Source organism: Autumnicola tepida (assembly GCF_031846485.1).
Taxonomy (GTDB): domain Bacteria; phylum Bacteroidota; class Bacteroidia; order Flavobacteriales; family Flavobacteriaceae; genus Autumnicola; species Autumnicola tepida.
The window spans coordinates 49,540-75,713 of record NZ_JAVRHQ010000007.1; the positions used below are offsets into that span (position 1 = coordinate 49,540).

Here is a 26,174-nt window from a genome sequence, read left to right on the forward strand (position 1 = left end):
ATTAAATGATCCTCAAAACCCACACATATAATCTGCAGTTAAAAGATCCCTTTAGGATTAGCCATAGCTCGCGTAATGTGCAGCCCACCCTTATTGTGGAATTAACAAATGGTGACTTTACAGGCTACGGAGAAGCTGCGGCAACTTCCTATTATGGAGTTTCAGTAGATAAAATGGGCCAATTGGTAGAAGAAGTCTGCCCGGTAGTTGCTGAAAATATTAATAAATCCCCTGAAGAAATATGGCAAATTACGGCACCATATTTTAAAGAAAATTCCTTTGCCCAGAGTGGTTTAGATATCGCGGTGCATGATTTCTACGGAAAAAGCAAAAACCTGCCGCTCTATAAACTATGGGGGTTGGAGCTGGAAAATCTGCCGTTATCCAATTATACAATTGGCATTGGTTCCATAGAAGAAATGGTACAGAAAATGAAGAATTTTCCCTGGCCGCTTTACAAGATCAAGCTGGGCACCGATGAAGATGTGCAAATTGTAAGGGAGCTGCGGAAGCATACCAGTGCTGTGTTCCGGGTAGATGCAAACTGTGCCTGGACCGCTGAAGAAACCATAAAAAATGCCGTTTTGCTGAAGGAGCTAAACGTGGAATTCCTGGAACAGCCTTTGCCGAAAGAAGACTGGCAGGGGATGAGAAAAGTTTATAATGAATCGGTTTTGCCGGTAATCGCCGATGAAAGCTGTATCACCGAAGCCGATGTAAAAAAATGTGCAGGTTATTTTCACGGCATTAATATTAAACTCACTAAATGCGGCGGTTTAACTCCCGCCAAAAGAATGATTGCTGAAGCGAAAACCCTTGGATTAAAAGTAATGGTAGGATGTATGACAGAGTCTACTGTAGGAATTTCGGCCATTGCACATTTATTGCCATTATTGGATTACGTAGATATGGACGGCGCTTTACTGCTTAAAAACGATATAGCCGAAGGAGTAAAGTTAAGGGACGGGAAAGTACATTTTCCTGAAAGAAATGGCACCGGCGCAAAATTGATTAAATTTACATGAAATACTTTTGAAGATGAAAAAGATACTTAATTCAGCATTTCTGGCCTTCACGTTACTAATGCTGGCCAGTTGTAATAACGAAAACACTGCAGATACTGAAGCTCCAAATGAAGCTGAAAACCTTATTGCTGAGGTTCGGCAGGAGTATGCACCAGATAAACGCGTGGCCTTATTTGATATTGAGGCAGAAGAAAATGAGGATGCGTATGTTTTAAAAGGAGAGTCAAATCTTCCTGAAGCTGTGGAAAATCTAAAGCAAAAACTAAAGTCTGAAAACATCAATTTTAAGGACAGCATTCAAATGCTGCCGGAGGAGGAATTGGCCAATAGCAAAGGAGTGATTAAAATTTCCGTAGCCAATTTACGGGGAGATTCCGGTCATTCTTCTGAACTCGTGACGCAGGCAACCTTGGGAATGCCTGTAAATGTGTATAAGAAAAAAAGAAACTGGTACCTAATCCAGACGCCAGATGATTACCTGGCCTGGGTAGATGGCGGCGGAGTGCAGATTTATTCCGAAGAAGAATTCAACGACTGGAAATCTTCAGAAAAACTGATTTACCTTCAGCCCTTTGGAAATTCTTATGCTGAAGCTAATCCTGCTTCAGATGTAGTTTCAGATTTGGTTGCCGGGGATATCTTTGAGTTAACAGGAATTGAAAATGGCTTCTTTAAAGTGGAATATCCCGATGGCAGAACGGCTTTTATTCAGCAAAATGAAGCCAAAGAATATAAAGAATGGGTCGATAATTTGAATCCTGAAGGGGAAGACCTTATCGCTACTTCCAAAAAACTTATGGGGCTTCCGTATTTATGGGGTGGTACTTCCTCCAAAGGAGTGGATTGCAGCGGGTACACCAAAACCATTTATTTCCTAAACGGAATGGTAATTCCGCGTGATGCTTCCCAACAGGTACACACGGGGAAATTGATAGATTCCACCAGGAATTTTGAAAAACTTATCCCGGGAGACCTGCTTTTCTTTGGCAGGCCGGCTACAGATTCTACTTCAGAGCGGGTGGTGCATGTGGGCATGTGGATTGGAAATAACGAATTCATCCATTCCTCAGGCCGCGTACATATTAGCAGCATGGATAAAAATGCTCAAAACTTTGACCAGGGCAATTACGACCGCTATTTAAGGACCAAACGTTTGCTGAACCAGGAAGGGGAGGGCCTTACTTATCTCAGGAAAAAGGATATTTTTACCACAGATGCTGCTTCTGCAGAAGCTTCAGAATAAATAAAAATAAAGTACTTGTCAGTTCGAGCGCAGTCGAGAACTTTTTTTGAATTGATATTCAAAGTACCTTCCGACTGCGCCTGTCTGCCAAGCAGGTTTGTACCGACAAAATATATTTTAAAGATTTAAACTATTGAGTCCACTTCGAAAAGATGTTTTAATCTTCAACTTAAAAATTCAAATTTTTTTTAAATGCTGATTAACAAGTATTTGAATGTCATTATTTATTCTTAAAATCAGGAACCTGCATCAAGCACCAGACCTCACAGGTTTCAAAAAACCTGTGAGGCCTCTCGTGTCGGGAACTTTGTACTAAGAATTTTGAATGGGAGAAAGCTTTAAACATCATATTACTGTTTCCGGATATTCACAAGTATATTGAAAACGCAACAATCCAAAACTTTTAACTTTTTAACTCTTTTTCTTTTTAACTTGAGTTTTCGGAGTAAACTCTAATATTAAAGTGATTTTTTATAAAGGTCATAAAGTACCTTCAGGTCATGTTCGCTTAGAATTCCATTTACATCTTCCTGGATAAAATGCAGTTCAAAAGCCTGAATGGCTGAAGACAAATCTGAGGTGTCGTAACCAATAATCTTCAGCGCGTCCACATAATTAAAATCTGAAGGAATGATTGTTGGGAAAAGAAGACGGTCCAGGAATGGCAGTTTTTGATTTAGAGGGTTCAGTTGAGCAATTAGCAGCTGATTTTGTGTTTCAAAAAATTCTGTTTCCATTTTCAGGTTTTCCACCACTTCTTCATTATACCACATCCCGTAACCTTCTTCCGCTAATTTTTTCCATGGAAAAAGGGCGCTTGGATCTACCTTTCTTGTTGGAGCGATATCAGAATGGCCTATAAAATTTTGGGCGGGAATTTTATATTTTCTTTTCAGCATTTCCAGCACGTCCAGGAGGCTGTTGATTTGCGCTTCAGGGAATTCTTCAAAACCATTGTTATCAAGCTCAATCCCAATGGAAGCAGAATTCAGGTCGTTTGTGGTTCCCCATGAGCCCACGCCACCGTGCCAGGCACGGTAATAGTCATTCAGCATATGATAAACCTCTCCGTCCCGTCCTATCACATAATGGGCGCTTACCTGCGTGCGGGGCAGCGTAAATGTTTTTAAAGTTTGTGCTGCGGAATCCTGTGCTGTATGATGAATTACCACATAATTAGGTTTTCTCAGGTTAAAATTAGTGGTGCCAACCCAATTAGGGCCATACTTAATTTTTGAGGTATCCGAAAGTTCCTCTTCAGGAGAAATCCGCAGTTCTTTGGCGTAAGCTTTCGTCTGCTTCTTATAAACCCTGTTGGTTTTGGAATAGGGATTGGAACTGCATGAAAGCAGGAGACAAATGGAAGCCAGCAGACAGGCGGGAAATATCTTTTTCATATAGTTCTTGGCATTTGGTTTCTTCAAAAATATCCATAAAACTAAATTATTTTAATCAATTTTAGAATATTCCTTCACCCATTTTGAGCAGTGTTGGGAACTATAGCTTTCTATGCGAAAAACGATCGAAACTTCAGAAGAAAATTAAAAGATTTATTCGGATTTCGTATTTTTGATAGAAAGCGGAATCAAATGGATTTACAATCAAGAAAAATAGAATTTGTTCAGGATTTCTTAGAACTCCAAAGTGAGGAAGCGATTTCCCGACTTGAAAAGCTACTTAAAAAAGAGAAAGAGAATGTAGTTGAAAAAGAAATTAACCCAATGACTAGAAAAGAGTTGAACGAAAGAATTGACAAATCCGAAGCAGACTTTAAAAACAATCGATACAAGAAGACCTCGGAATTGTTATCTAAATACAAAAAATGAATTTTGAAGTAATTTGGTCGAAATTTGCAGAAAAACAACTCGATGAAATTTTTGAATATTATGAGAAAAATGCAAGTGAGAGAGTTGCAATAGAAATGGTTGAAGGTTTATTAAATGAACCGGACAGATTAATAAAGGATCCATTTATTGGACAAAAAGAAGTACTTCTCAAAGAAAGAAAAATATTATATAGATATCTCGTTTTTAAAAATTATAAAATCATCTATTCTGTTGACGAAAAGAATAATTTAATAAAAATCGCGGATATTTTTGCTACTAAACAAAAACCGAATAAACTGGAAAGATTGGATTGACAGACACTTGCCAGCAATGTCTCTTCACAATTAAGACCATTCTATATCAATGAATATTTTCGGACACTAGATTACTAACTATCCACGTGGCGATTATATGAGTCCGCTTAAATAAATTTTAACTGCGTTTAACCTGGCATGCCCAGGCTTTTAAAGTCTGTTCTTAAAAAAGCTAAATTTATTCCTGAAATTCCGGGGAGGGAAATTTCCACTTCACAAAAGCTTCCATAGCTTCATAATTTGCCAACCCGAGTTTATGGTAGTCGGCTGCTGTTTCCCTGTTCCTTTCCTGTGCTCTCATCCAGAATTCCCGCTCATCATCGCCAGGGAAGACAGGACGATCTTTTTGGGACTGATGCTGAAAAATGGCATTTTTCTTCCTTTCCACCTCTTGTGGCGAAAGTGGTACTGCCATTTCAATCTCGTGGGTTTCAAACTCATGCCAGGCTCCCCTGTACATCCACAACCAGGTTTCACGCGCCCATTCTTCTGTTTTGCGAAGTTTTTCCATTGCCGCCACTACAATTTTAAAACAAACCAGGTGCGTGCCGTGAGGGTCTGCAAAGTCGCCAGCTGCAAAAATCTGGTGGGGCTTGATTTTCTGAAGTAATTCTATTGTAAGCTCCACGTCTTCATCAGTCACCGGATTTTTTACGGTCTTACCGGTTTCATAAAAAGGCAGTGCCATAAAATGAATATTTTTATCCTGAAGACCGGCATAGCGGGCTCCGGCAATGGCTTCAGATTTTCGAATAAAACCTTTTACGTTGCGCACTTCGGGCAGGTCTATCTCGTTTGGTTGTTTCTGCCTGATAAAAGTCCGCATGTCCTCATAGGTTTTTTCCAGCTTTGTTGTGTCTTCTCCAACACTTTTGTTGAAATCTATGGCAAATTCCACATATCTCAGCACATCGGTATCCCAAACCGCTGTATTTCCAGAAGTTTGATAAGCCACATGCACATCATGCCCCTGGTCTACCAACCTAATAAAGGTACCTCCCATAGAAATCACATCATCATCGGGATGGGGAGAAAAGATCACCGCTCTTTTTCTGGCGGGTTCTGCACGCTCAGGTCGCTGCGAATCATCAGCGTTGGGTTTTCCACCGGGCCAGCCGGTAATACTATGTTGCAGCTGGTTAAAAACATGGATATTTATATTATAAGCAGGCCCTTTTTCAGTAGCCAGCTGGGCCATGCCATTATTATTGTAGTCTTCATCAGTCAATTTTAAAATAGGTTTATTGACTTTACGGGATAGCCATATAACTGCCTTTTTTATAAGGTGCCTGTCCCAAAGGCAATCCTTCACCAGCCAGGGTGTGTTGAAACGGGTCAATTCTGAAGCCGCATCTTTGTCTAAAACAAATTCTGTATTCTCTGAAAGCTGCAAATAAGTGGCCGGAACTTCTCCTGAAGTTTCCCCCTCCACCGCTTTTTTAATGATAGAAGCTTTTTTGGTATTCCAGGCCATCAGGATAATTTCCTTTGCTTTGAAAATTGTTCCAATTCCCATGGTAATGGCTTTGGTAGGAACATTTTCCTTACCGCCAAAGTCCCTGGAGGCATCACGCCGGGTAAGGTCATCTAAAGTTACGAGCCTGGTTCCCGAGTTTGGGGCAGAACCCGGTTCGTTAAAACCAATGTGGCCGGTTCTACCAATCCCCAGGATTTGAAGGTCAAGGCCGCCCAGTTCCCCTATTCTATTTTCATAGCCAATGCAGTATTCAGCAATATCTTCTTTATCAAGTGTTCCATCGGGAATATGAATATTTTCCTTTTTTATGTCTATATGATCAAAAAGATTTTCATACATAAAAGTAACATAGCTCTGCTTCGAGGTAGGCGCCATGGGATAATATTCGTCCAGGTTGAAAGTCACCACGTTTTTAAAGCTTAAACCCTCCTCCCGGTGTAACCTCACCAGTTCAGCATAAACTTCTACAGGAGTGGCACCGGTTGCAAGCCCCAATACCGCGGTTTCTCCATTTTCCTGTTTTATTTTAATGAGATTAGCAATGCGTTGCGCTACTTTTTTTGAAGCGATATGCTGATCCTGATATACACTTACCGGGACTTTTTCAAAACGTGTTTCCTCAAGAAGGTTTAATCTTGCCATTGGTTAGAGATAATTTAAGGTGGGTTTATAGTACTTGTTTTTATACTGAATTGGCTGTTTTGATCTGATTTTCAAAAATATTTTCCATCACTGTGGCAACCGCTCCCAACAATACCGAATCATTGCCCAATGTTGAAAGGGAGATGGTGGTTTTTTCCCTTAGTTGTGCCATACAGTAGGTGTTGATAGATTGCTGAATAGGCGTGGTGATAAACTGCTGCGCTTCAGCAAACTTTCCTTCCAGGATAATGAGTTCGGGGTTAAAGAGCTGGATCAAAATGGCAATTCCTTTCCCCAGGTTTATACCAACTTCAGATAAAATATTAATAGCAAACTGGTCTCCTTTATTGGCAGCATCAATAATGGTTTGCGGCTGTATCCTTTCAATTTCGTTTTCAGATAGGCGGTTTAGAATAGAGCTTTCTCCTGCTTTTATGCCTTCTTTTGCCATTCGCGATAATGCCAGGCCAGAGGCTACTGTTTCCAGGCAACCGCGTTTTCCGCAGTGGCACAAAAGGCCATCATCTATAAGCGGGATGTGCCCGAATTCCCCGGAAAAACCGGTGGAGCCCTGGTGTACTTTTCCTTCTATTATTATCCCAAGGCCAATTCCCCAATCCATTGAGATTACCAGTACATTCTTCTTATCACTGGCAAGGCCAAAATTGAATTCGGCTAAACAGGCACTTTTCGCATCATTTAAAATGAAAACCGGCTTATTAAATCTTCTTTTCAGCGCCTGGTCCAAAGATTCCGTCTGTTCTTCATCAAGAAAATAGGTGAAATTTTTTCCTTCCCGGGAAGAAACCAGGCCGGGCATGCTAATGCCAATTCCAAGTAAATATTCAGCATCTATTCCTAATTCTTTAATAAGATTGCTGGTGGTTTCAAAAAGATGGTCTACAATGCTTTTTTCTTCTTCAATTTTAAAAGGGATTTTCTCATATTCCTTTAGTTTATTGTTGAGGTTGTCAAAAATGGCCATTTTAATTTTGAACCTTTCCAGTTGTACGCCCACAATGTAGAATTTTTGTTCCCGCAGGGCATAGAGTTCTGGTTTGCGCCCGCCAACAGACTTGCCGCGGCCATCTTTTTTAATCCAGTCTTCTTCAATAAGCTGGTTAAGCAGCCGGATGGAAGTAGGGGAGCTTATGTTAAAATTTTCGCAGATATCCGTATTGGTTTGCGGACCCTGAAAATAAATGTTTTGAAGGATTTTTATTTTTTGAAGATGCTTTTTGCGCTCTACATTACTGGAATTAACCAGATGTTCTTTTTTAGTTAATAATTCCAGATTTTTCATAGTTTTTCAACCAAAATGAGTATTTAGATTAGGAGCTAATAAAATAGCTTTTTGCTGAATTAAAAATAGATTAAAATTATAATTCAGCAAAAAACTTTCATAAAATTTTTATTAAAGATTATTTATTTACAGCAAATTTATATTTTTATAGCCATAAGGTAATATGATTATTTGTGTAATGAAGTTTTAATGCTTTTTTGCGTTTCCTTCAGCAAATAAATTCTGCTGAGCATTGAGTATGCTTTGGACCGGATGGATTTTTTAGTACACTCCTGTAATTACCTGAATTATTAAAATCATCAATTTATTCAGAAATGAAAATTAAACCAGCAGTTGTAGTCATTTTGGCTGCAGTTTTTTTTAACCTTCAGCTAAACGCCCAGGATACTACTTTGGTGCAACCTGAATTCCTTCAGTATCAAAACAGCAAATGGGTAGATTCTGTTATGGAGGCTTTAACTCCCAAGGAGCGTATCGCCCAGCTTATTATGGTGGCGGCATATTCCAACAGGGGAGAGAAACATAAAAAAGAAATCCTGGAACTTATAAAAGAGCAAAAAATTGGCGGTCTTATTTTTTTTCAGGGAGACCCAAAATCCCAGGTAGAGTTGATGAACGATTATCAGCAGGCTGCAGAAGTTCCTTTACTGGGAGCCATTGATGCCGAATGGGGCCTGGGAATGCGCCTGGACAACACGCTTAGTTTTCCTTATCAAATGGCCCTGGGCGCCATCCGGGATGACTCCCTTATTTATAAAATGGGGCAGGAGGTAGCAAGGCAGGTTAAAAGAACAGGCCTTCATATGAATTTTGCCCCGGTGGTAGATGTGAATAATAATCCCAATAATCCCGTGATCAATTACCGCTCTTTTGGAGAGGACAAAAATAATGTTGCTGAAAAAGGGATTGCTTACATGAAGGGCATGCAGGAAGCAGGAATTCTTACCACCGCAAAGCATTTTCCCGGCCATGGGGATACCGATACCGATTCCCATCTTGCCCTGCCGCAAATAAACCATCCTTTTGAACGGCTGGATTCTTTGGAAATGTACCCGTTCAAAAAACTTATAGAAGCAGGAATTGGAGGGGTAATGGTAGCGCATTTAAATATTCCGGCGCTTGATTCCACCGGGGTGCCTTCAACCTTATCTAAAGCGATAATTACAGGAATTTTAAAGGAACGGCTTGGTTTTAAAGGACTTATTGTTACCGATGCCATGAATATGAAAGGCGTAACCAAAGGCAACGAAGCTGGCGTGGTGGATAAGATGGCGGTTTTAGCCGGGAATGACCTCCTGGAATTTACTGAAGATGTGCCTAAAGCGATTGCTGAAGTGCGCAAAGCCATTTCGCAGGGAGTGATAAGCCAGGCTGAAATTGATAAAAGATGCCGAAAAATTCTCGCTGTAAAACAATGGGTTGGTTTAAACAATTACAAGCCGGTCCCAGCCAGGAATATTCTGAAGCAGCTCAATACGCCTGAAGCAATTACACTGCAAAGAAAACTGGTGGAAGCTTCTTTAACGGTGCTGAAAAATGAGAGCTCTTTGCTGCCATTAAAGAAGCTCGACACTTTAAAGATAGCTTCAGTTTCCATAGGTGCTGAAAAGAGAACCAAATTTCAGAAATCCCTGGGACTTTATACCGATGTGAAGCATTTTCAATTGAAGGCAGATGCGAAAGCTTCAGAAATAAATGAAATTAAAGAAGCGCTTAAAAAATACAATTTGACTATCCTGGGGATTCATGATGACAGTAAATATCCGAGGAATACGATGAAATTTTCAGAAGCCGTACAGGATTTTATCAGCGAACTTTCCGTAGAAAATAACACGGTTATCAGCTTTTTTAAGAATCCGTACGCGCTCAATAAAATTAAAAATATCGAGCAGGCTCCGGCACTCATCGAAACCTACCAGGATTCTGAAATTACAGAAGACCTGGCCGCGCAGCTTATTTTTGGCGGGATAGACGCTAATGGAAGACTTTCTGTGAGTGTTGGAAAAAAATTTAAAGCCGGCGAGGGACTAGATGTAAAAGGCGGCATCAGGTTTAAATATTCCACGCCAGAGGATGCCGGGATGGATTCTAAAATCCTGTATGGGCAGGTGGATTCTTTAATGAACCAGGCCATAAACGCAAAGGCTATTCCCGGAGGGCAGATTTTTGTGGCTCGCGATGGGAAAGTGGTGCTGTATAAAGCTTATGGCCTGCATCGTTACAGCGATACGGTAAAAGTTGAACGTACCGATTTGTACGACCTGGCTTCAGTCACCAAAATTTCTTCAGCTTTGCCTGCTTTAATGAAATTGTATGATGAAGGGAAGTTCAGCCTTGAGGCGGGAATAGACGATTACCTGCCAGATTTTAAAAATTCCAATAAAGCGGATATTCCATTTCGGCAAATTTTAACTCATCAGGCGAGATTTAAGCCGTGGATCCCGTACTGGAAAAACACCCTTAGAAAAAACGGAAGCTATAAATGGAATACCTTTAAAAAGGATTCTTCAGCCAGGTTTCCGGTTAAAGTGGCCGATGATATGTGGCTGCACCGCAATTATAAAAAGAAGATATTCAAGGCGATTAAAAAATCCCCGCTGGAAGAGGAGGCAAAATATAAATATTCGGGCCTTGCTTTTTACCTGCTGCCATCTATAGTTGAAGAGATTACAGGTAAAGATTTTAGAAAATATATCTATGAGAATTTTTATGACAAGCTTGGCGCAACTACTTTAACGTATCGTCCTTCAGAAAAATTTCCGGATGAAAGAATTGTGCCTACCGAGAGTGATTTTTTATTCAGGCACCGGCCAATCCAGGGAAATGTACATGATGAGGGCGCGATAATGATGGGCGGGATTTCTGCCAATGCCGGTCTTTTTGCCAATGCCAACGATCTTGCTAAACTAATGCAGATGTACCTCAACCGCGGTGTTTATGGCGGGGAACGTTTTATTGAAGCCTCTACTTTAAATGAATTCTCCAGGACACAGTTTCCTGAAAACGGCAATCACCGTGCTATAGGATTTGATAAACCGTATTTAGAATATAAAGGTGAAGACAGTAATACCGCCAAAGATGTCAGTAAGGATAGTTTTGGGCATACCGGTTTCACAGGTATTTACGCCTGGGTAGATCCACAGGAAAATTTGCTTTACCTTTTTCTTTCCAACCGCGTGCTGCCAACCAGGGAAAATACCCGCTTGTATAAATTAAATACCCGTACTAAAATTCAACAGGTGCTTTATGACGCTATTGTAGAATAAGTTCTTCCTTCACAATTATTTTGAAAAGCAGACTTTTGTTTTTGCAGATTGATAAATTTTCTCCTCTGATCCTATGCAATTTTTACAACATACTATTAAATGCCTTAGATTTTGGTATTTAATTAATTTTTTACTGAAAAACCCAATAGAGGGAACAAAAATCTTAACAGTTATTTAGGAAATATTATATTTGTTTGGAATTTCAAGAAACCACGAAGCCAGCCAATATATGTTGAAAGCCTATGTAGCCCCCCTTTTTACCCTACTATTCCTTTGCTTTAATTACACCTATTCTCAGAGTGACCTTAGCGGAAAACTGCTAAGCAATAATGAGCCGGTCGCCTTTGCGAATGTTATTTTACTCAATGCTGAAGATTCCACCAGTGTATATAAAGGCGCGGTTTCTAATGAAGATGGCATGTTCCTTTTGCAGGATGTGGAGGATAATGATTATTTACTGAAGGTAAGTTTTATTGGATACCAGGAATTTTCCAGAAGAATCACCGTAAATGGAAATACACGTTTAGAACCCATTCAGCTGAAAGAAAATTTAGATAATCTTGATGAGGTAACGGTAAGGGCCCGGAGGCCTAAAGTAACCAGAAGTGTAGATCGCATTACTTTTAACGTAGAAAATTCCACGCTCTCTACCGGGAATACTTTTGATATCTTAAAAAGAACACCTGGTGTTATTGTTAGCCAGGGGCAGCTTATGGTAAAGAACCGTCCTGCCACGGTTTATATAAATGACCGTAAGGTTTACCTCTCCAGCCAGGAACTGCAACAATTGCTTGAAGGTTTTTCCGGCGGGAATATAAAATCTATCGAGGTAATCACTAATCCGCCTGCAAGATATGATGCTGAAGGTGGCGCTATTCTTAACATACAAACCAGCAAAAATATATCAATTGGCTATAAAGGAAGTGTAAATGCCTCCAATACCATAGCTATTGTTCCAAAATACAATGTGGGAACCAGCCAGTATTACAAAAATGACTGGCTAAATGCGTTTGCCAGCTACAATTTCAATTCCAGGTTTGATTATAAAAATGACGATAGCCGCATAGAATTTTACGAGCCTGATGGCGCGGTTGATTCCCGTTGGTACACCGATTTTGAAAGAAATACCAGAAGGATTTCACATAGTTTAAATACTATCCTCGATTTTACTTTAAGCGATATTAGTTCATTAAATTTTAGCGCCAATATCCAGGTTACTCCAAGAAGTGATTCCGATATAGACGGGCTTACAGAAATTTACAATCAACAGCAGCAGCTGGATTCTCTCTTTACTACAGATAGCAGGCTGGAAAACGATCAGGATAATATCCTGCTAAGCAGCACCTACAACACCTCTATTGGTGAAAAAGGCGCCACACTTTCGGCTGTGGTCAATTATATATATTATAATGACGATCAAACACAGGATTTGATGACCCGTTACCTTTCACCTCAAGGCAATTTACTGAACAACAATTCTTTTTATACGATTTCGGGGCAAAATAGCAATATTTATACGGGAAGGATTGATCTAAGCACTCCCTGGGGCAGCACCAGTTTTGAAACCGGTTTGAAATATTCAGGATTAAAATCTGATAGCGGTTTGGACTTTTTTGATACGAATTCAGGAGCAGCCAACTTTGTACAGGGCCTTTCTGATGAATTTAATTATGATGAAAATATTTATGCTGCTTATGCCAGTATCTCCAAAGATTGGGAAAAATGGAGTATTAAGGGAGGTTTGCGCGGTGAGTATACAGACATTGAAGGAATTTCCAACAGCCTTGGTGCCGTAAATACACAGGAATATTTTCAATTGTTTCCCACATTTTATTTAATGTACAATCAAAGTGAGAACAATTCCTTCAGTGTAGATTATAGCCGGCGGATTGTACGGCCAAGGTTTCAAAGCCTTAATCCATACCTGTATTTCTTAAATGAGAATATAGTTAATGAAGGTAATCCTAATCTAAGACCATCAATTTCAAACAAAATCAACTTTAACTACACCTATAAAAACCAGTTGTCTTTTGACCTGTATTGGGACAGGATAGATAATGCCACTGCGGTGCTGCCATTTCAGGATAATGAAGAACATGTACTGAGGTCGGTAAACGCAAATATGAACTATGAGCAGCAGTATAGCCTTGATGTGATGTACTACGGCTATCCTAAAGACTGGTGGTATATGTATCTTTATAGTTCCTTATATTATATGGAAAATGAATTTATTGCTTACGAAAGCGGAAATCAGGAGGTGAATAACGATGTGTTTAGTACTTATATACAGATGTTCAACCAGTTTACCCTATCTAAAGATGGTACCTTTATTGGAGATCTTACGGCAACTTACAACCCCGATTTTATTGCAGGATCTTATACTTATGACGAACCACAATATGGATTGGATATAGGACTGAGAAAAACCTTTTTTGACAGTCGGCTAACAGTAACAATAAATGCTGAAGACATCTTCAACACGATGAATATTCCGTTAACTTCAGATTATTTAAATCAGAATTATACTTTTTTCGCCAAACCGGAATCCAGGCAAGTAAGGTTTGGGCTAATCTATAAATTCGGAAATTTTAAACTAAGGGATAACAAACGAGCTATAGACGCTGAAGAAAGTATACGCCTGGAAGAAGAAAGCGCTTTATAATTTTTTCATCATCTCTTTCAGTTTCGTTTTTTCTGAAAAGCTTTCCCAAAAGATATTATTCTCCCTTTTAGCGGGTTAGTTTGCTTTTTCTTAATTTTGCAGTCCCAAACAAAAATATTGTGGCAAAAATAGGAGACATAAATGTTGGAGAATTTCCATTGCTTTTAGCGCCAATGGAAGATGTGAGCGACCCGCCTTTTCGTGCACTTTGCAAAGAGCAGGGCGCAGATGTGGTGTACACCGAATTTATTTCTTCAGAAGGCCTTATTCGTGATGCTGCTAAAAGCGTGATGAAGCTGGATATTTACGAAAAGGAACGCCCTGTGGGAATACAGATTTTTGGTGCTAACCTGGAATCTATGCTGCAATCTGTTGAAATTGTTGAAAAATCGGGTCCGGATATTATTGATATCAACTTTGGTTGCCCGGTTAAAAAAGTAGTATCAAAAGGTGCAGGAGCCGGGATACTTAAAGATATAGACCTGATGGTTTCCCTTACCGAAGCCATGGTAAAGCATACCAAACTACCCGTTACCGTAAAAACAAGGCTGGGCTGGGACCATGATTCCATAAAGATAGTAGAGGTGGCAGAAAGGCTGCAGGATGTGGGCTGCCAGGCGATTGCAATTCACGGCCGTACCAGGGCGCAAATGTATAAAGGCGAAGCCGACTGGAGACCTATTGCAGAGGTTAAAAACAATCCACGCATGCATATTCCTGTTTTTGGAAACGGCGATGTGGATTCCCCGGAAAGGGCGATGGAAATGCGGGACAAATTTGGCCTTGACGGCGCCATGATTGGCCGTGCCAGTATTGGCTATCCCTGGTTCTTCAGGGAAGTGAAGCATTACTTTAAAACCGGCGAACATCTTGCCCCACCTTCTTTACAGGAACGAGTAGATGCCGCCAGGAGGCATTTACAAATGGCAATTGACTGGAAAGGCGAAAAGCTGGGGGTTTTTGAAACCCGCCGCCATTATACCAATTATTTTAAGGGAATTCCGCACTTTAAGGAGTATCGCATGAAAATGGTGACCAGTGATGATGCTGCCGATGTTTTTGCTGCTTTTGATGAGGTGGAAAAAGAATTTTCCGGTTACGAATTTGCCTAATGCGCCAGCGCCTTTTTGCTTCGGCCTGCCGCTATGTAAGATGCTATAAGCCCTAATATTCCAATAGTTAAAATTACAATCAGGACATTTTCCGCAGTAATACTAACGGGATAAGGCAGGGTAGGAGTAATCATTACCAGGTCATACTGCAGTTGCAGGTATATAAGAATTAAGGAACATCCGAGGCCAATTATTCCGCCTATAAAACACATAAGCATTCCCTGTAAAAAGAAGATGTTTTTGATCTGGTTTGGGGTTGCCCCCAGGCTAAAAAGCGTTTTTACATTTTCCCGCTTATCAAGAATAACCATGATAATGGAACCCACCACATTAAATAAGGCGATGATAAGTACAAGGGTGAAAATCAGGTAAACCGCAAGATTTTCGGTATTCAGCATTTTATAAAGCACCTCGTTTAACTCCGCACGGTTTTTAATTATAATATCTTCAGAAAAAATCGCCTTTATTTCTTTGGATACTGCCTCTGTGTCTGCGCCGGGAGCCAGTTTTAATTCCACAGCGGTAAAGGTATCCTTATCTAAATTCAGCAGATTTTGGGCAAAGTTGATGTTTGAAAAAACATATTTACTGTCCAGTTCTTCATTTACACTGTAAATCCCGCTAACAATCACCTGCTTACGGTTAAAGGCGTCGGTTGGGTTAGTAATCTGGCCTTTCCCCGGTTTAGGGACAAGAATGCTCAGGAGGTCATTATAATTAAATACGCTAAGACCCAGCAAACGGCTTATTCCTGCGCCCACCACGACCTGCGGTTCATTTTTATTGAGCCAGGCCCCGTCATAGATGGCATTTTCAATATTGTTTACCTGTGGGTAATTTTCATCAACCCCTTTAATAAACGCGGTATGGTTCTTTGACCGGTAATCCAGGAAAACTCTTTCTTCGATAACTTTTGAAAAATGGGTCACGCCTTTAATCTGGCCAATTTCACCGGCCCGTTCTTCAGAAATTCGAATCGTTTTTCCACTCGCGGGAAGCACTTTCAGGTCAGGATCGAAGGCATTGGTAAAAGAAAGGCTAAAATCCCTGAGTCCGGAAAACCCGGAAAGAACAATAAAAAGTGAAAAAGCCCCTGCAAACACTCCAATCGCCGCAATAATTGTGATAATATTAATCGCGTTATTGCTGCTTTTGGTAAAAAGATACCGCCTGGCGATGTAGAGTGAAAATTTCAAATCAAGACTTTTTCCTTCTGTCCAGCAAATCGGGATTGGAAATTGGGTCTTCAGTCCCTTTTATAGATTTTTCTATTCCTTCTATATACTCCAGGGAATCATCTATATAAAAGTTAAGATCTGGCATTTTTCGCAACTGATTTTTAGTGCGTTGCGCCATTTCATGCTTAATTTTAGGCTTTACCGCTTCAATTTCCTTTAAGATCTCGCTGGCATTTTTCGACGGAAAAATACTCAGGTAAGCTTTTGCTATGGAAAGATCTGTAGTGACCTTTACTTTGGAAACAGAAATCAGAATTCCCGTTCTGCCCGCGTCCCTTAAATTCTTCTGAAGGATATCGGCCAGATCTTTCTGCAGTACACCTCCTATTTTCTTCTGTCTGTTAGTTTCTTCCATGATACAAAAATAGCATATTTATATTTTAATATTCTTAATTTAGTGAATTCGGTAAAGCCGGTTAAAAGCAAATATTTCAGAAAAAAGAAAAAAGACGGCTTTGCTGTAAGAATAAAGAAAAAAGAATGATTGTACTAAATATTGATTTTTAGAAATTTCCAGGTACCTGTTTTATTCTTCTGAAGATGATTCATTAAAAAACGAAAGATATACAAGAGATTGAAATGAAGAAAATCGAACATATAGGCATAGCCGTTAAAGACCTTGAAGCCGCAAATAAAACTTACGGTGCATTGCTGGGAGCTGAAAATTACAAAACCGAAACAGTGGAAAGTGAAGGAGTCTCCACCTCTTTCTTTAAAATCGGGGAAAGTAAGATCGAATTACTGGCGGCTACTAATGAAGACAGCCCGGTGGCAAAATTTATCGCAAAGCGGGGAGAAGGCATACATCATATGGCTTTCGCGGTAGAGAATATAAAAGTAGAAATTGAACGACTTGAAGCCGAAGGATTTCAACTCATTAGTAAAGCACCAAAGCGGGGCGCAGACAATAAAATTGTGGCTTTTTTACATCCAAAATCTTCCAATGGAGTTTTAGTGGAATTGTGCCAGGAAATAATCCCCTCCCCGGCACTCCACGAAGGGGAGGGAGAACACATTTGAGAAAATTGCTTTTTCGTCCTTGCAAAGATTGAAAAATTGTACTAATATTGCACACCTAAAATTCGGGTACTGTAGAAGTATTCGAATGGGTCCTATAGCTCAGCTGGTTAGAGCACTTGACTCATAATCAAGGGGTCCCTGGTTCGAGCCCAGGTGGGACCACCAGTAAAATCAAGCCTTACAGAGATGTAGGGCTTTTTTGTTTCTACTCGGGTACAACATATGTATAACAAATTCGATGCAAATTTTTGAATGTTTTCGAATGATTAATCTTTAAATAAGTTATTGCCTTTTTAAATAAGAACTTGACATGTACCCTACTGTACCCTCCACATAGACTTTATAAAAAATACCATCTGTTTTTTCAATAACAAAAATGGGTTTATTAACTGGGCACTTTTTTATTTTAATAGCATCAAGAGAAGGGGCTGTCCTCAAAGGAGGTCCGGATGAATATTTTAAAGAAGTTTGGTACAAATAGTTTCCTGTATATTTATCATTAGATAATTGTTTTTTTAAATAGGCGCTAGACATATATCCAATATTGCCATCAACATAAACCTTATAAAAAATATTATCTGTTTTTTCAATAACAAAAATGGGAGGGTGTAAAATAAACTCTGTCTGAATAGGAATATTTATTAATTTCATTCAGATTGGAATTACTACATTAGACTGGACACCAAGTTGAGTGAATCTTTTTGCTAGTTATTAATTTAGCAATTATGAGAAGTAAACCCAAACATTACACTTTAGAGTTTAAGCAAAAAGCGGTAGAATTAAGCTATGCCAAAGGCAATGTAGCTCAGGTTTGTGAAGATCTGAATATTCTTCCTGCTGTTCTTTACCGCTGGCGTAAAGAGCAAAAGAATTACGGCAAGAACAGTTTTCCCGGACGTGGTAATCCCAAGATGACCGATGAGCAAAAGGAGATAGCCCGTTTAAAGAAACAGCTAAAAGAAGCCGAGTTAGAGCGTGATATCTTAAAAAAGGCGATTGGCATCTTCTCCGCGAGCGACAAGAAAAATACAGGTTCATAAAACAGCACCTTATGAAGTTTCCTGTTGAGAAGATGTGCAACGTGTTAGAGGTAAGTAAAAGTGGTTATTACCATTGGTTGAAATCTGGCCCCAGTAAACTTTGGCAAGAAAACCAGCAGCTCTCCTCACTTATCAGGGACATATTTGAAGATAGTTTCCATAGTTATGGATCTCCAAGAATAAAAGCTGAACTGGAAGCCATTGGCTTTAAGATTTCCAAGCCACGGGTGGCACGTATAATGAAGGCAAATTATTTATATGCTAAGAGGAAACGCAAGTTTAAGGCAACTACCGATAGTAACCATAAATACCCTACAGCTCCAAACTTGTTGAATCAGTGCTTTAAAGTAGCCAGGACTAATCAAGTATGGGTAAGCGACATCACTTATATCCAAACCAAACAAGGTTGGAGTTATCTAACGGTAATTATTGATTTATTTAATAGAAAAGTTGTGGGATGGGCTTTAAGTGATAACCTAACCACTGAGGATACTATTGTAAAAGCCTGGCAGATGGCTGTTAAAAGCACAACACTCAACCAACCTTTAATACTACATTCAGACCGGGGTATTCAATACGCCAGTCATAGATTTACTAAACTCCTTAAAAAATATAAAGGCCTAGTAAGACAATCTATGAGCCGAAAAGGAAATTGCTGGGACAATGCTGTAGCGGAGTCTTTTTTTAAATCCCTGAAAGTAGAATGGGTGTATTGGCATAAATACAAGCTTAGATCTCAAGCAGAGTTATCTATCTTTCAATGGATAGAAACCTGGTACAATACCAGAAGAAGACATTCTTATTTAGGAAACAGAACCATTAAAGAATTTGAAATAGATATGTATAACCAAAAGCTAGCAGCATAATCACTCAACTAATCGTCTAATTTTTTGTTGCAAGTCCATTGTCAGGAAATAATATTTTATCCTCTGGAGATGAGGAAATATGAATATTCAACAAGTTCAGATTTCCAAAGTTTGTACTGAGACTTTTTAATTGATTGATTTGGTCCTTGAGCGGGGTAAATCTACTTCCGGCATCTGTTGCTTCACCGTCGGAGATATTTATAACTATTGGAGGATGACAATCCGCATGATTCCCCCAGTTAATCCAATCTGCACAAAGTCTGGTTGCATTTTCAAATGCTTTGGTCATGGGAGTATTGCTGTTTGAGTAAGGTTTGATCCAGATGGGCTTTCCATCTTTTTCTCCTAAGGGATATTCAAAAATATTTTTTATTGAAACTACCCATTTACCAGATAATGAGCCTTCCCATCCAGATTCTACAGTATTGGCTTCTTTTCCATATCCAATTATTGCAATTTCAAATCGGTTTTTGATGTCACCATTACTGCCTATACATCTTAGACCCACTTCATATATGATATCATTTATGGCATCTGCAACTTCATATGCTTTATTGTGAGGTGCGTTACCAAATTTTTCATTCATTGAATAGCTTTGATCAACTAGGTAGACAATTAGACAAGGATTTGTACTGCTGATTTTTAAATTTTCGATATTATGCATATTAGTTTAATTATAAAGATCTCCGCTTTTGTATTCAGAATTTTCTTGAGAGTTAGTGGTTCTTGAGTTACTGTGGTAATCTGGAGAATTGCTATAGTTACCTGAAGGATTATTGTGACCGCCACTATATCCGCCACTGTACCCTCCCAAAGAATTATTATTTTTCCCAGCGGAATAGGCAGAGGAATTAGCATTTGCTGTGGCGTGCTGATTTGAAATATTGCTTATTCCCTTAGGATTTTCGCCATAGTTATTGACTCTTCTTTCACCATCTTGAAATAACATCCACAAGCCATAAAAGGGAATAATTTGATACCAGCCACTATTTCCTAAATCGTGACACCTCTTGGCTCCTTGTGCCCAGGTTAGCCATAATATCGGGACTAATAAGAATAAATAAATTATAGCTCCAGCTTCTTTACCTGTAGCTGTAAACGACTGGAAAATAACATTTAAAAATGTGGAAATAATAATAGTGAGGCCGTATTCAGTTCTTCTAATACGACCTTCAAAGGAAAAGGTTTTTTAAACATGATTTAGTAGTTGATTTGGGTTCAAATTTAAAAGTCATGACTCACTGCTTGTTACGGTTTTCCGTAAGCTATTGGATCATCCTTGAAGTGGCTCAGATTCTGTAGGGAGAAGTTTAACCAACCCGAAGATATGAATTTTTAAGATAGTTTTAAATCAATTGTTAAGGTTTTGCAAAAAGGAGGGAAAATAAAGTTATTGGTGCTTTCTCTTGACATTAGGTGAACTGGCAATTATTTTCTTTTAGCTATATTTAATAGGTTGAACCTGTTGCCATGGAAAAGTTTATTCTTAATGCCGGAAAGGTTCTGGCCAGATGGCGGTCAGGAATAAATTATTTCCTGGAGGAGAAAGTGCAGCGCAGTTCCACCAATCTTATTCTATTCCTCCTTTCTACTTTCGTTGTTTTTATTTTAAGTTTCAGCCTTTTCTTCGGCGTCCGTTCTATTATCGATAACTACGTTATTTTCCTGATCCTCTTTAGCATAATGCTTTTGATCCTTATTTGGGTAGCCATCTTCTATGAATCGGAAAAACATTTGGAAACCGGGCGCCATGATTTCCAGATGGTTTCTCTTAAGAAATTACAGGTAAGGTTTGAATTACTCCATCTTGATAAGGAGTCGAAAAAACAATTTATCCGGCTCATAAAAGGATTGCGCGTCAGGAAAAAGATCAACTTCACCATAGGCAACAAAAGCGGTGATTCCGCCAATCATCGTATCCTTTTCGTTCTATTCGATGAACTGGTGGTTGGAGGGATCCAGTATCTTACCGCGGAACGCAAACGCAACTTTTTCAATTTGCTGATGAATTCCTTTTTAATGAACAACGAGCCCCTAAAAGAAAACACCTTAAAGACCAGTTTTTCCACCTGGAAAAATGACCAGGAAAAAATTAATTCACGCAATCAGCGAAAATTCATCCGGCAGCTGCTCGGCAAAGAATAATTATAGCATAATTTCCTTCTTATTTCAATTATGCTATTGTTTTATAGGTATGTGCTTTCCTAAGTTTGTCCTGTACAAAATGTAAAAGGCCTTTTACTCATTCTCTAATTTTAATCCTAATCCTAATGGTTATGAATGAGCAAAAAGAAGTGGTGGGTTTACTGGAAGACATTAAACACTTACTCTCCCACACTAAAAAAGTAATGAACGTGGAAGATCTGGCACAATACACCGGTCTTTCCAAAAGCAAGATCTATAAGCTAACTCATTTAAAGCTTATCCCCACCGGCAACAATCCAAATATCCGTCAGAAGTTTTTTGATAAGGATAAGATAGATGCCTGGCTCCTGGGGGAACCGGACCTATCTGATGCATTCCTGGAACAGCAGTTCAACCAAAAGCTGCTAAAGAACCGGAAGTAGGGCTTACCATTTACTAATCCTAAACATTTTGAAGATGAAAAAGTTATCCTATATCCGGGTGGGTACCTGATATTATAAAATCGTACAGCTGCCCACCCTTACCGGGAGTTTTAATGAAACCCTGGTTCCATGGAATATCGAGACGTTACGCAATGATCATGGTAAAGCTTTTATAGGTACCATTAAAAAATATGATGGCTTTACCTGCCTTCCTAATCATAAGGACTTTAAACAGGAATGCCACGGATTTTATAATACCTATTCTCCCTTACCATTTACCCCCCAGGAAGGTAAAATCGAGATTTCCCTGCGCTTTATGAAGCATATTTTCGGAAGCCAGTTCGAATTGGGAATTGATTATTTGCAACTATTATATTTAAAACCACTCCAGATGTTACCCATTCTGTGTTTGGTCTCTAAAGAAAGGGTTACGGGTAAGACCACTTTCCTTAAATGGTTAAAAGCCATTTTTGATAATAACTTGACTTACCTTACCAATGATAACTTCAGCAGCCAGTTTAATGCCGATTGGGCTAACAAACTTCTTATTTGTATTGATGAAGTATTATTCAATAAGGAAGAGCTTACCGAACGGATCAAATACCTAAGCACCACCGATTTTAATAAACTCGAAGCCAAAGGTAAGGATAAGCGCGAGGTGGAATTTTTCGGAAAGTTTATCCTTTGCAGTAACAACGAGGAAAATTTTATTAAGATCGACAGCGAAGAAACCCGCTTCTGGGTATTAAAGGTCCCTACTTTAAAAAAGGAAGAAACACAATTTTTAAAAAACCTTAAAGCAGAGATCCCTGCATTTCTATATTACCTGGAGCATCGGCAATTATCTACTTCTCTAAAGACGCGGATGTGGTTTACCCCGGAACAGATAAGCACAGGTGCTTTGAAAAACCTGATGCAGAACAACCGCAACCGTGTGGAAAAAGAACTGGCCAGTGTAATCCTGAATGTGATGGATACTTTTGAGCTGGAGGAAGTGGATGTCTGCCCTTTGGATGCTCTGCAGGTTTTAAACCGTACCCGTATTAAAACAGACCTGACCCAATTGCGGCAGATTCTGAAAAAGGAATGGAAGCTTAATAACCAGGATAATTCACTGAAATACCAGAAGATGATCATTTGGCAGGAAGGCGGGTTAGGAATGACTGAGGCCAAGGGCCGTTATTATACGGTTCACAAATCATTCTTATTGGAGCACTTCAGCGAAGATCTAAAATGATGAGATGATGACGGGTTGATGATCGTGGTAAAGCTAGTGAGTAAAAGGTTTTGCAATTTGTTGGTTTCCCTCATCGGAAACCTGGGACATACACAAAGGGAATTTACCTTTTACTATTTCTTTATTTTTTGATGAATGATGACAGGTGTTAAATAAGCCTAGTATTTTCAGGAGTTTACAGCGTCATCGTTTTGTCATCATTTTGTCATCAAAATCAAACGATGAGCAGGAATCAGGGATTTAGTTGCATTTAATGATACATACTTGTAAAATGAGAACAGGAAATACAATAGCAATAAGCTGTGAAAGCGCCCGTAATGTTTGCATCGTAAAAACGCTGGCAAAATTAGGGCACTTTCCCAGCAGAACAACGGAAAAAGAAGCTTGGTTTCTGAGTCCCCTTCGGTCAGAAACGCAAGCCTCTTTTAGCGTCTCTTTAGTTAAGAATTTATGGTATGATTTCGGAATAGGAAAAGGAGGTTCCACCATAGACCTGATCATGGCAATGAACTGCTGTTCTGTAAAGGAAGCATTAGATTATTTACAAGCTGATACTTTTATTTCTCGTTTTAGTGTACCTAAACAACAGTTTGGATCTAAGAACAAAATTGAGTTAATAGCTGTAGGGAATTTAAAGCATCTGGCTTTAAAAAGCTATTTACGCTCCAGGAACATTCCTCTTAAAGTTGCCCGGAGGTACTGTAAACAAATTTGGTACCGGTTGAACAACAGGGAATATTTTGCCGTAGGATTGGAAAACATTCTTGGAGGATGGGAACTTCGGAATAAATATTATAAGAATTCCTCTTCCCCGAAATCATTCAGTTTTATCGACCATTCTTCAGATCGACTGGTGGTAACAGAAGGAATCTTTGATTTTCTGTCCCTGGCAGTTATGGATGAGGATTTGGTAAATACCTCGGATGCTATTGTGTTCAATTCCCTTTCCTTTCTCAAAGACATCAAAAATATAATTCCGGAATATCAGGAAGTATTGCTTTTCCTGGATAATGATCCTGCAGGAGATAAAGCTACTACAGCAATTTTAAACCTTTCTGAAAATGTTACTGATCATAGTAATTCTTATAAAACATATAAAGACCTAAACGAAAAACTGATTTCCGTACAAAGAAAAATCAAAGTGGAATGAGGAGGATTTGTACCGGTAAAATTCCACAAGGGGGATTTCCATTTGGAGCAGTAAAGCAAGATGTGTCATTGTCATGACAATCTTGCTTTACTCCCGGAGGTCGCAAAGATTTTAAAAGAAAAAATGAAAAGGGAATACATCCAGATCCGCTGCTCGATTTACGAGAAGAAACTGCTCCAAAGAAGAGCGGCCAGGGCAGGAATTTCCCTTTCCGAATATCTTCGCTCCACTGCTTTTGAACGGAATATTGTAGAACGCATTACTGCGGAACAACTGGAATCTTACCAGATGCTGGTACAATACAAGAACAACTTTGCGCGCATCAGCAATATGTTTAAAAAAAGGGATCCCAAGTTAGCTGCAACTGTGAATAAGCTTGCGCAAGAGATCAGGACGCATCTAAAAAACTTTAAAAAATGATCGGGAAAGGACATGCTATCTCCAGTACAAAGGCATCTATCTCCTATGGCTGGAACCAGGAAAAAGAAGCGGAAGTGGTGCTGAAAGATCATTTGGCGGGAGATACTCCCACGGAGATCACAGAAGAGTTCCAGATCATCCAGTCCCAAAATGAGCGCTGCATCAATAACACCCTTAGTTTTGTGGTCAGTCCTACCATTGAAGATGGAAAAAGTTTAAGCCCCGAAGAACTGGGAGAACTCGCTAAAAAGTTTTTAAAGGAGATGCACCTGCAAAACCATCAGGCTATTGGCTTTGTGCATCGGGATAAAGCGCATACCCACGTGCATATCTATGCCAATAGGATCAGTCTTAGCGGAGAAGTCTATAAAGACAATTTTATAGGGAAAAGAAGCCAGCTGGCTGCAGATCATGTCGCCAAAGAATTAGGCCTTACCAGGGTCCGGGAAGTACAGTATGAAAAACTACAGGAGTTAAAAGAAATTCGACAGGAAATCAAAACGATACATGACCGGGTTCTTCAAACAAGGCCAAAGTCCCTGGATGAGTATATAAGCAAAATGAAAGCTCATAAGGTGGAAGTGATTCCTACAATTAATAAGTCTAATCAACTGCAGGGCTTTCGTGTAGCATATAAAGGGTCCAACCTTAAAGCCAGTGAAGTCGACCGGTCAATGAGCGGGAATAGGTTAATTCCCCAGATCTCACAAAACAGAAGCTTTACAAGACTGAAGGAAGTTCCAAAAAATGTCTTGGTATTAAATAAGGCTGTGCAGCTAAGTAATAACCTGGCAACCAAAATAGCCAAAGAACTTCTAACAGGAGCTATAAAAATAGTAAGGGATACCGGAATAGGTATGGGATATTAAATTTTGAGCGATGAAAAAACTAGATGAGATCATGGAACTGATGGCTGATGAGATGGCTGATTTTAAAACCGCTATTCTTAAGCTTCAACTGCTTTCCAGGCAACTACCGGAGCTGAGCATTCCCATCAGCACTGAAGCACTGGAAAAGAACCTGAACGTATTTCTACAAAAGCAGGAATCGCAAAGCCAGGAAAGGGATGAAATTTTAAGGGGGATTGATGAAAAACTAAAGCATGCCAGGCTTATACCCAATTATTTGCTTATCCTTTTCGGAGTATTTGGAATCCTTAGCTTAGGACTGATAGGATACTTTAGTTATTCCGCCAAGGCAAAACAGGAAGAAAATTTTGAAGTGTACCGAATAGTTATGGAAACAGAACATCAGCTGCACCAATATTATTTTGCAGCATATCCTGAAATCAAAGAGAATTATTGCCAGTGGCTGGAAGACAAAAAGTAGGATTTGTCATGACAAATGGCCTTGTTGCAAAATACCTTCAATTTGCGGCAAATGGCCTCAAACCCCCAGTAAAACCGTTAGAATTTGCGGCAAAACTTCAAATAGAATTGTGAGATTTTTTTTAAATTGATTGGTAGAATTTTGTGAGATTTCCAGTAAATGAGTTGGGAAGCCTTTAAAACAGGCAAATATTTACTGGAAAAATGAAAAATTAGGTTGCGCGCCCTATGCTGTTTTTACTTTACGCTTAACTTCCCGTACACTATAAAAACAGCATAGGATCCTGCGCTAGTTATGGTAGATATGGGGCTTTGACGGAATTTATACATGATTAATCTCCAGCAATAAGTATGAATTTCTTTCAATTCTTTTATTTCCTAATACTAAACTATGCCAGGAATTAATGCTTTTAAACTACCAAAGAGGAAACTTAAAAT

General features: G+C 39.3%; 23 protein-coding genes, 1 tRNA gene and 1 pseudogene. 17 read left to right on the forward strand and 8 right to left on the reverse strand.

The annotated features are described in order from the left end of the window. The first annotated feature begins 5 nt into the window (after positions 1–5). Entirely contained in the window at positions 6–1,025 is a 1,020-nt protein-coding gene (locus RM553_RS07745; RefSeq protein WP_311534354.1) for a dipeptide epimerase, read from the forward strand. A gap of 13 nt (positions 1,026–1,038) precedes the next feature. Next, complete coding sequence (locus RM553_RS07750) at positions 1,039–2,268, forward strand: SH3 domain-containing C40 family peptidase (RefSeq protein WP_311534355.1); 1,230 nt, start codon at positions 1,039–1,041, stop codon at positions 2,266–2,268. A gap of 458 nt (positions 2,269–2,726) precedes the next feature. Here RM553_RS07750 and RM553_RS07755 read toward each other — a convergent pair whose 3' ends face one another. Beyond that, a complete protein-coding gene (locus RM553_RS07755) occupies positions 2,727–3,665 on the reverse strand; it encodes an N-acetylmuramoyl-L-alanine amidase (RefSeq protein ID WP_311534356.1) in 939 nt (312 codons plus the stop codon). A 192-nt stretch (positions 3,666–3,857) separates the two neighbouring features. Between RM553_RS07755 and RM553_RS07760 the strand changes: the two genes are divergently transcribed. Together RM553_RS07760 and RM553_RS07765 are read left to right on the forward strand one after the other, a co-directional pair. Then, complete coding sequence (locus tag RM553_RS07760) at positions 3,858–4,094, forward strand: hypothetical protein (protein WP_311534357.1); 237 nt, start codon at positions 3,858–3,860, stop codon at positions 4,092–4,094. Further along, positions 4,091–4,408, forward strand: a complete 318-nt coding sequence (locus tag RM553_RS07765; RefSeq protein WP_311534358.1) for a type II toxin-antitoxin system RelE/ParE family toxin — start codon at positions 4,091–4,093, stop codon at positions 4,406–4,408. Before RM553_RS07760 ends, RM553_RS07765 begins: the two co-directional genes overlap by 4 nt. Positions 4,409–4,586: 178 nt before the next feature. Here the strand turns inward: RM553_RS07765 and nagB are convergent, their stop codons facing one another. Together nagB and RM553_RS07775 are read right to left on the reverse strand one after the other, a co-directional pair. Then, positions 4,587–6,527 carry a glucosamine-6-phosphate deaminase gene (gene nagB, locus RM553_RS07770; protein WP_311534359.1) on the reverse strand — a complete coding sequence of 647 codons (1,941 nt, stop codon included), beginning with the start codon at positions 6,525–6,527 and terminating at the stop codon, positions 4,587–4,589. Between the two features lie 40 nt (positions 6,528–6,567). Next, positions 6,568–7,830 (reverse strand): ROK family transcriptional regulator, encoded by a 1,263-nt coding sequence (locus RM553_RS07775; protein ID WP_311534360.1) that lies wholly within the window; start codon positions 7,828–7,830, stop codon positions 6,568–6,570. A gap of 314 nt (positions 7,831–8,144) precedes the next feature. On the opposite strand from RM553_RS07775, the gene RM553_RS07780 reads away from it, so the two are divergent. The 3 genes from RM553_RS07780 to dusB all read left to right on the forward strand — a co-directional run bounded on the left by RM553_RS07780 (position 8,145) and on the right by dusB (position 14,870). Continuing rightward, positions 8,145–11,096 carry a serine hydrolase domain-containing protein gene (locus RM553_RS07780; RefSeq protein WP_311534361.1) on the forward strand — a complete coding sequence of 984 codons (2,952 nt, stop codon included), beginning with the start codon at positions 8,145–8,147 and terminating at the stop codon, positions 11,094–11,096. A 229-nt stretch (positions 11,097–11,325) separates the two neighbouring features. Continuing rightward, the gene (locus tag RM553_RS07785; RefSeq protein ID WP_311534362.1) at positions 11,326–13,758 is read left to right on the forward strand and encodes an outer membrane beta-barrel protein; all 2,433 of its coding nucleotides are present in this window, start codon (positions 11,326–11,328) and stop codon (positions 13,756–13,758) included. A 119-nt stretch (positions 13,759–13,877) separates the two neighbouring features. Further along, complete coding sequence (gene dusB, locus RM553_RS07790; protein WP_311534363.1) at positions 13,878–14,870, forward strand: tRNA dihydrouridine synthase DusB; 993 nt, start codon at positions 13,878–13,880, stop codon at positions 14,868–14,870. Here dusB and RM553_RS07795 read toward each other — a convergent pair. Both RM553_RS07795 and rbfA read right to left on the reverse strand, forming a co-directional pair. Then, entirely contained in the window at positions 14,867–16,066 is a 1,200-nt protein-coding gene (locus tag RM553_RS07795; RefSeq protein WP_311534364.1) for an ABC transporter permease, read from the reverse strand. The two genes, dusB and RM553_RS07795, sit on opposite strands and share 4 nt — an antisense overlap. A 1-nt stretch (position 16,067) precedes the next feature. Then, positions 16,068–16,463 carry a 30S ribosome-binding factor RbfA gene (gene rbfA, locus RM553_RS07800; protein WP_311534365.1) on the reverse strand — a complete coding sequence of 132 codons (396 nt, stop codon included), beginning with the start codon at positions 16,461–16,463 and terminating at the stop codon, positions 16,068–16,070. A 224-nt stretch (positions 16,464–16,687) separates the two neighbouring features. Here rbfA and mce point away from each other — a divergent pair, with 224 nt between their 5' ends. Then, on the forward strand, positions 16,688–17,128 hold the full coding sequence (gene mce, locus RM553_RS07805) for a methylmalonyl-CoA epimerase (RefSeq protein ID WP_311534366.1): 441 nt from the start codon (positions 16,688–16,690) through the stop codon (positions 17,126–17,128). A gap of 88 nt (positions 17,129–17,216) precedes the next feature. Next, positions 17,217–17,293 (forward strand) — tRNA-Ile (locus tag RM553_RS07810). Between the two features lie 117 nt (positions 17,294–17,410). Here the strand turns inward: RM553_RS07810 and RM553_RS07815 are convergent. After that, the gene (locus tag RM553_RS07815; protein ID WP_311534367.1) at positions 17,411–17,779 is read right to left on the reverse strand and encodes an SH3 domain-containing protein; all 369 of its coding nucleotides are present in this window, start codon (positions 17,777–17,779) and stop codon (positions 17,411–17,413) included. 50 nt (positions 17,780–17,829) lie between these two features. Here RM553_RS07815 and RM553_RS07820 point away from each other — a divergent pair. After that, positions 17,830–19,034 (forward strand): IS3 family transposase gene (locus RM553_RS07820; protein WP_311534368.1). Its coding sequence is split into 2 segments (ribosomal slippage): positions 17,830–18,109 and positions 18,109–19,034, totalling 1,206 coding nucleotides; the frame shifts between segments, so codons are not numbered across the junction. 16 nt (positions 19,035–19,050) lie between these two features. Here RM553_RS07820 and RM553_RS07825 read toward each other — a convergent pair. Next, positions 19,051–19,620 carry a hypothetical protein gene (locus tag RM553_RS07825; protein WP_311534369.1) on the reverse strand — a complete coding sequence of 190 codons (570 nt, stop codon included), beginning with the start codon at positions 19,618–19,620 and terminating at the stop codon, positions 19,051–19,053. 84 nt (positions 19,621–19,704) lie between these two features. After that, a pseudogene (locus RM553_RS07830) lies at positions 19,705–20,205 on the reverse strand (DUF805 domain-containing protein); the annotation flags it as partial. Between the two features lie 299 nt (positions 20,206–20,504). On the opposite strand from RM553_RS07830, the gene RM553_RS07835 reads away from it, so the two are divergent. The 7 genes from RM553_RS07835 (at position 20,505) to RM553_RS07865 (ending at position 25,737) form a co-directional block, all read left to right on the forward strand. After that, positions 20,505–21,179: a hypothetical protein gene (locus tag RM553_RS07835; RefSeq protein WP_311534370.1), complete on the forward strand. Its 675-nt coding sequence runs from the start codon at positions 20,505–20,507 to the stop codon at positions 21,177–21,179. A 131-nt stretch (positions 21,180–21,310) separates the two neighbouring features. Next, complete coding sequence (locus RM553_RS07840; RefSeq protein ID WP_311534371.1) at positions 21,311–21,601, forward strand: helix-turn-helix transcriptional regulator; 291 nt, start codon at positions 21,311–21,313, stop codon at positions 21,599–21,601. A gap of 391 nt (positions 21,602–21,992) precedes the next feature. Beyond that, positions 21,993–22,838, forward strand: a complete 846-nt coding sequence (locus RM553_RS07845; protein WP_311534372.1) for a primase-helicase family protein — start codon at positions 21,993–21,995, stop codon at positions 22,836–22,838. 271 nt (positions 22,839–23,109) lie between these two features. Beyond that, positions 23,110–23,988, forward strand: a complete 879-nt coding sequence (locus tag RM553_RS07850) for a DUF8464 domain-containing protein (RefSeq protein WP_311534373.1) — start codon at positions 23,110–23,112, stop codon at positions 23,986–23,988. A gap of 123 nt (positions 23,989–24,111) precedes the next feature. Beyond that, on the forward strand, positions 24,112–24,408 hold the full coding sequence (gene mbpA / locus RM553_RS07855; protein ID WP_311534374.1) for a mobilization protein MbpA: 297 nt from the start codon (positions 24,112–24,114) through the stop codon (positions 24,406–24,408). After that, on the forward strand, positions 24,405–25,277 hold the full coding sequence (locus RM553_RS07860) for a relaxase/mobilization nuclease domain-containing protein (protein WP_311534375.1): 873 nt from the start codon (positions 24,405–24,407) through the stop codon (positions 25,275–25,277). The genes mbpA and RM553_RS07860 overlap by 4 nt, the downstream gene beginning before the upstream one ends. A gap of 10 nt (positions 25,278–25,287) precedes the next feature. After that, positions 25,288–25,737, forward strand: coding sequence for a DUF6730 family protein (locus tag RM553_RS07865; RefSeq protein WP_311534376.1), 450 nt, complete (start codon positions 25,288–25,290; stop codon positions 25,735–25,737). Positions 25,738–26,174: the final 437 nt, after the last annotated feature.

Coding starts and splice junctions, on each gene's coding strand:
- RM553_RS07825 (WP_311534369.1), bottom strand. CDS start 19,620: ATGAATGAAAAATTTGGTAACGCACCTCACAATAAAGCATATGAAGTT.
- mce (WP_311534366.1), top strand. CDS start 16,688: ATGAAGAAAATCGAACATATAGGCATAGCCGTTAAAGACCTTGAAGCC.
- RM553_RS07860 (WP_311534375.1), top strand. CDS start 24,405: ATGATCGGGAAAGGACATGCTATCTCCAGTACAAAGGCATCTATCTCC.
- rbfA (WP_311534365.1), bottom strand. CDS start 16,463: ATGGAAGAAACTAACAGACAGAAGAAAATAGGAGGTGTACTGCAGAAA.
- RM553_RS07835 (WP_311534370.1), top strand. CDS start 20,505: ATGGAAAAGTTTATTCTTAATGCCGGAAAGGTTCTGGCCAGATGGCGG.
- RM553_RS07865 (WP_311534376.1), top strand. CDS start 25,288: ATGAAAAAACTAGATGAGATCATGGAACTGATGGCTGATGAGATGGCT.
- RM553_RS07755 (WP_311534356.1), bottom strand. CDS start 3,665: ATGAAAAAGATATTTCCCGCCTGTCTGCTGGCTTCCATTTGTCTCCTG.
- RM553_RS07765 (WP_311534358.1), top strand. CDS start 4,091: ATGAATTTTGAAGTAATTTGGTCGAAATTTGCAGAAAAACAACTCGAT.
- RM553_RS07840 (WP_311534371.1), top strand. CDS start 21,311: ATGAATGAGCAAAAAGAAGTGGTGGGTTTACTGGAAGACATTAAACAC.
- RM553_RS07785 (WP_311534362.1), top strand. CDS start 11,326: ATGTTGAAAGCCTATGTAGCCCCCCTTTTTACCCTACTATTCCTTTGC.
- RM553_RS07845 (WP_311534372.1), top strand. CDS start 21,993: ATGTTACCCATTCTGTGTTTGGTCTCTAAAGAAAGGGTTACGGGTAAG.
- nagB (WP_311534359.1), bottom strand. CDS start 6,527: ATGGCAAGATTAAACCTTCTTGAGGAAACACGTTTTGAAAAAGTCCCG.
- RM553_RS07775 (WP_311534360.1), bottom strand. CDS start 7,830: ATGAAAAATCTGGAATTATTAACTAAAAAAGAACATCTGGTTAATTCC.
- mbpA (WP_311534374.1), top strand. CDS start 24,112: ATGAAAAGGGAATACATCCAGATCCGCTGCTCGATTTACGAGAAGAAA.
- RM553_RS07750 (WP_311534355.1), top strand. CDS start 1,039: ATGAAAAAGATACTTAATTCAGCATTTCTGGCCTTCACGTTACTAATG.
- RM553_RS07815 (WP_311534367.1), bottom strand. CDS start 17,779: ATGAAATTAATAAATATTCCTATTCAGACAGAGTTTATTTTACACCCT.
- RM553_RS07780 (WP_311534361.1), top strand. CDS start 8,145: ATGAAAATTAAACCAGCAGTTGTAGTCATTTTGGCTGCAGTTTTTTTT.
- RM553_RS07850 (WP_311534373.1), top strand. CDS start 23,110: ATGAGAACAGGAAATACAATAGCAATAAGCTGTGAAAGCGCCCGTAAT.
- RM553_RS07745 (WP_311534354.1), top strand. CDS start 6: ATGATCCTCAAAACCCACACATATAATCTGCAGTTAAAAGATCCCTTT.
- RM553_RS07760 (WP_311534357.1), top strand. CDS start 3,858: ATGGATTTACAATCAAGAAAAATAGAATTTGTTCAGGATTTCTTAGAA.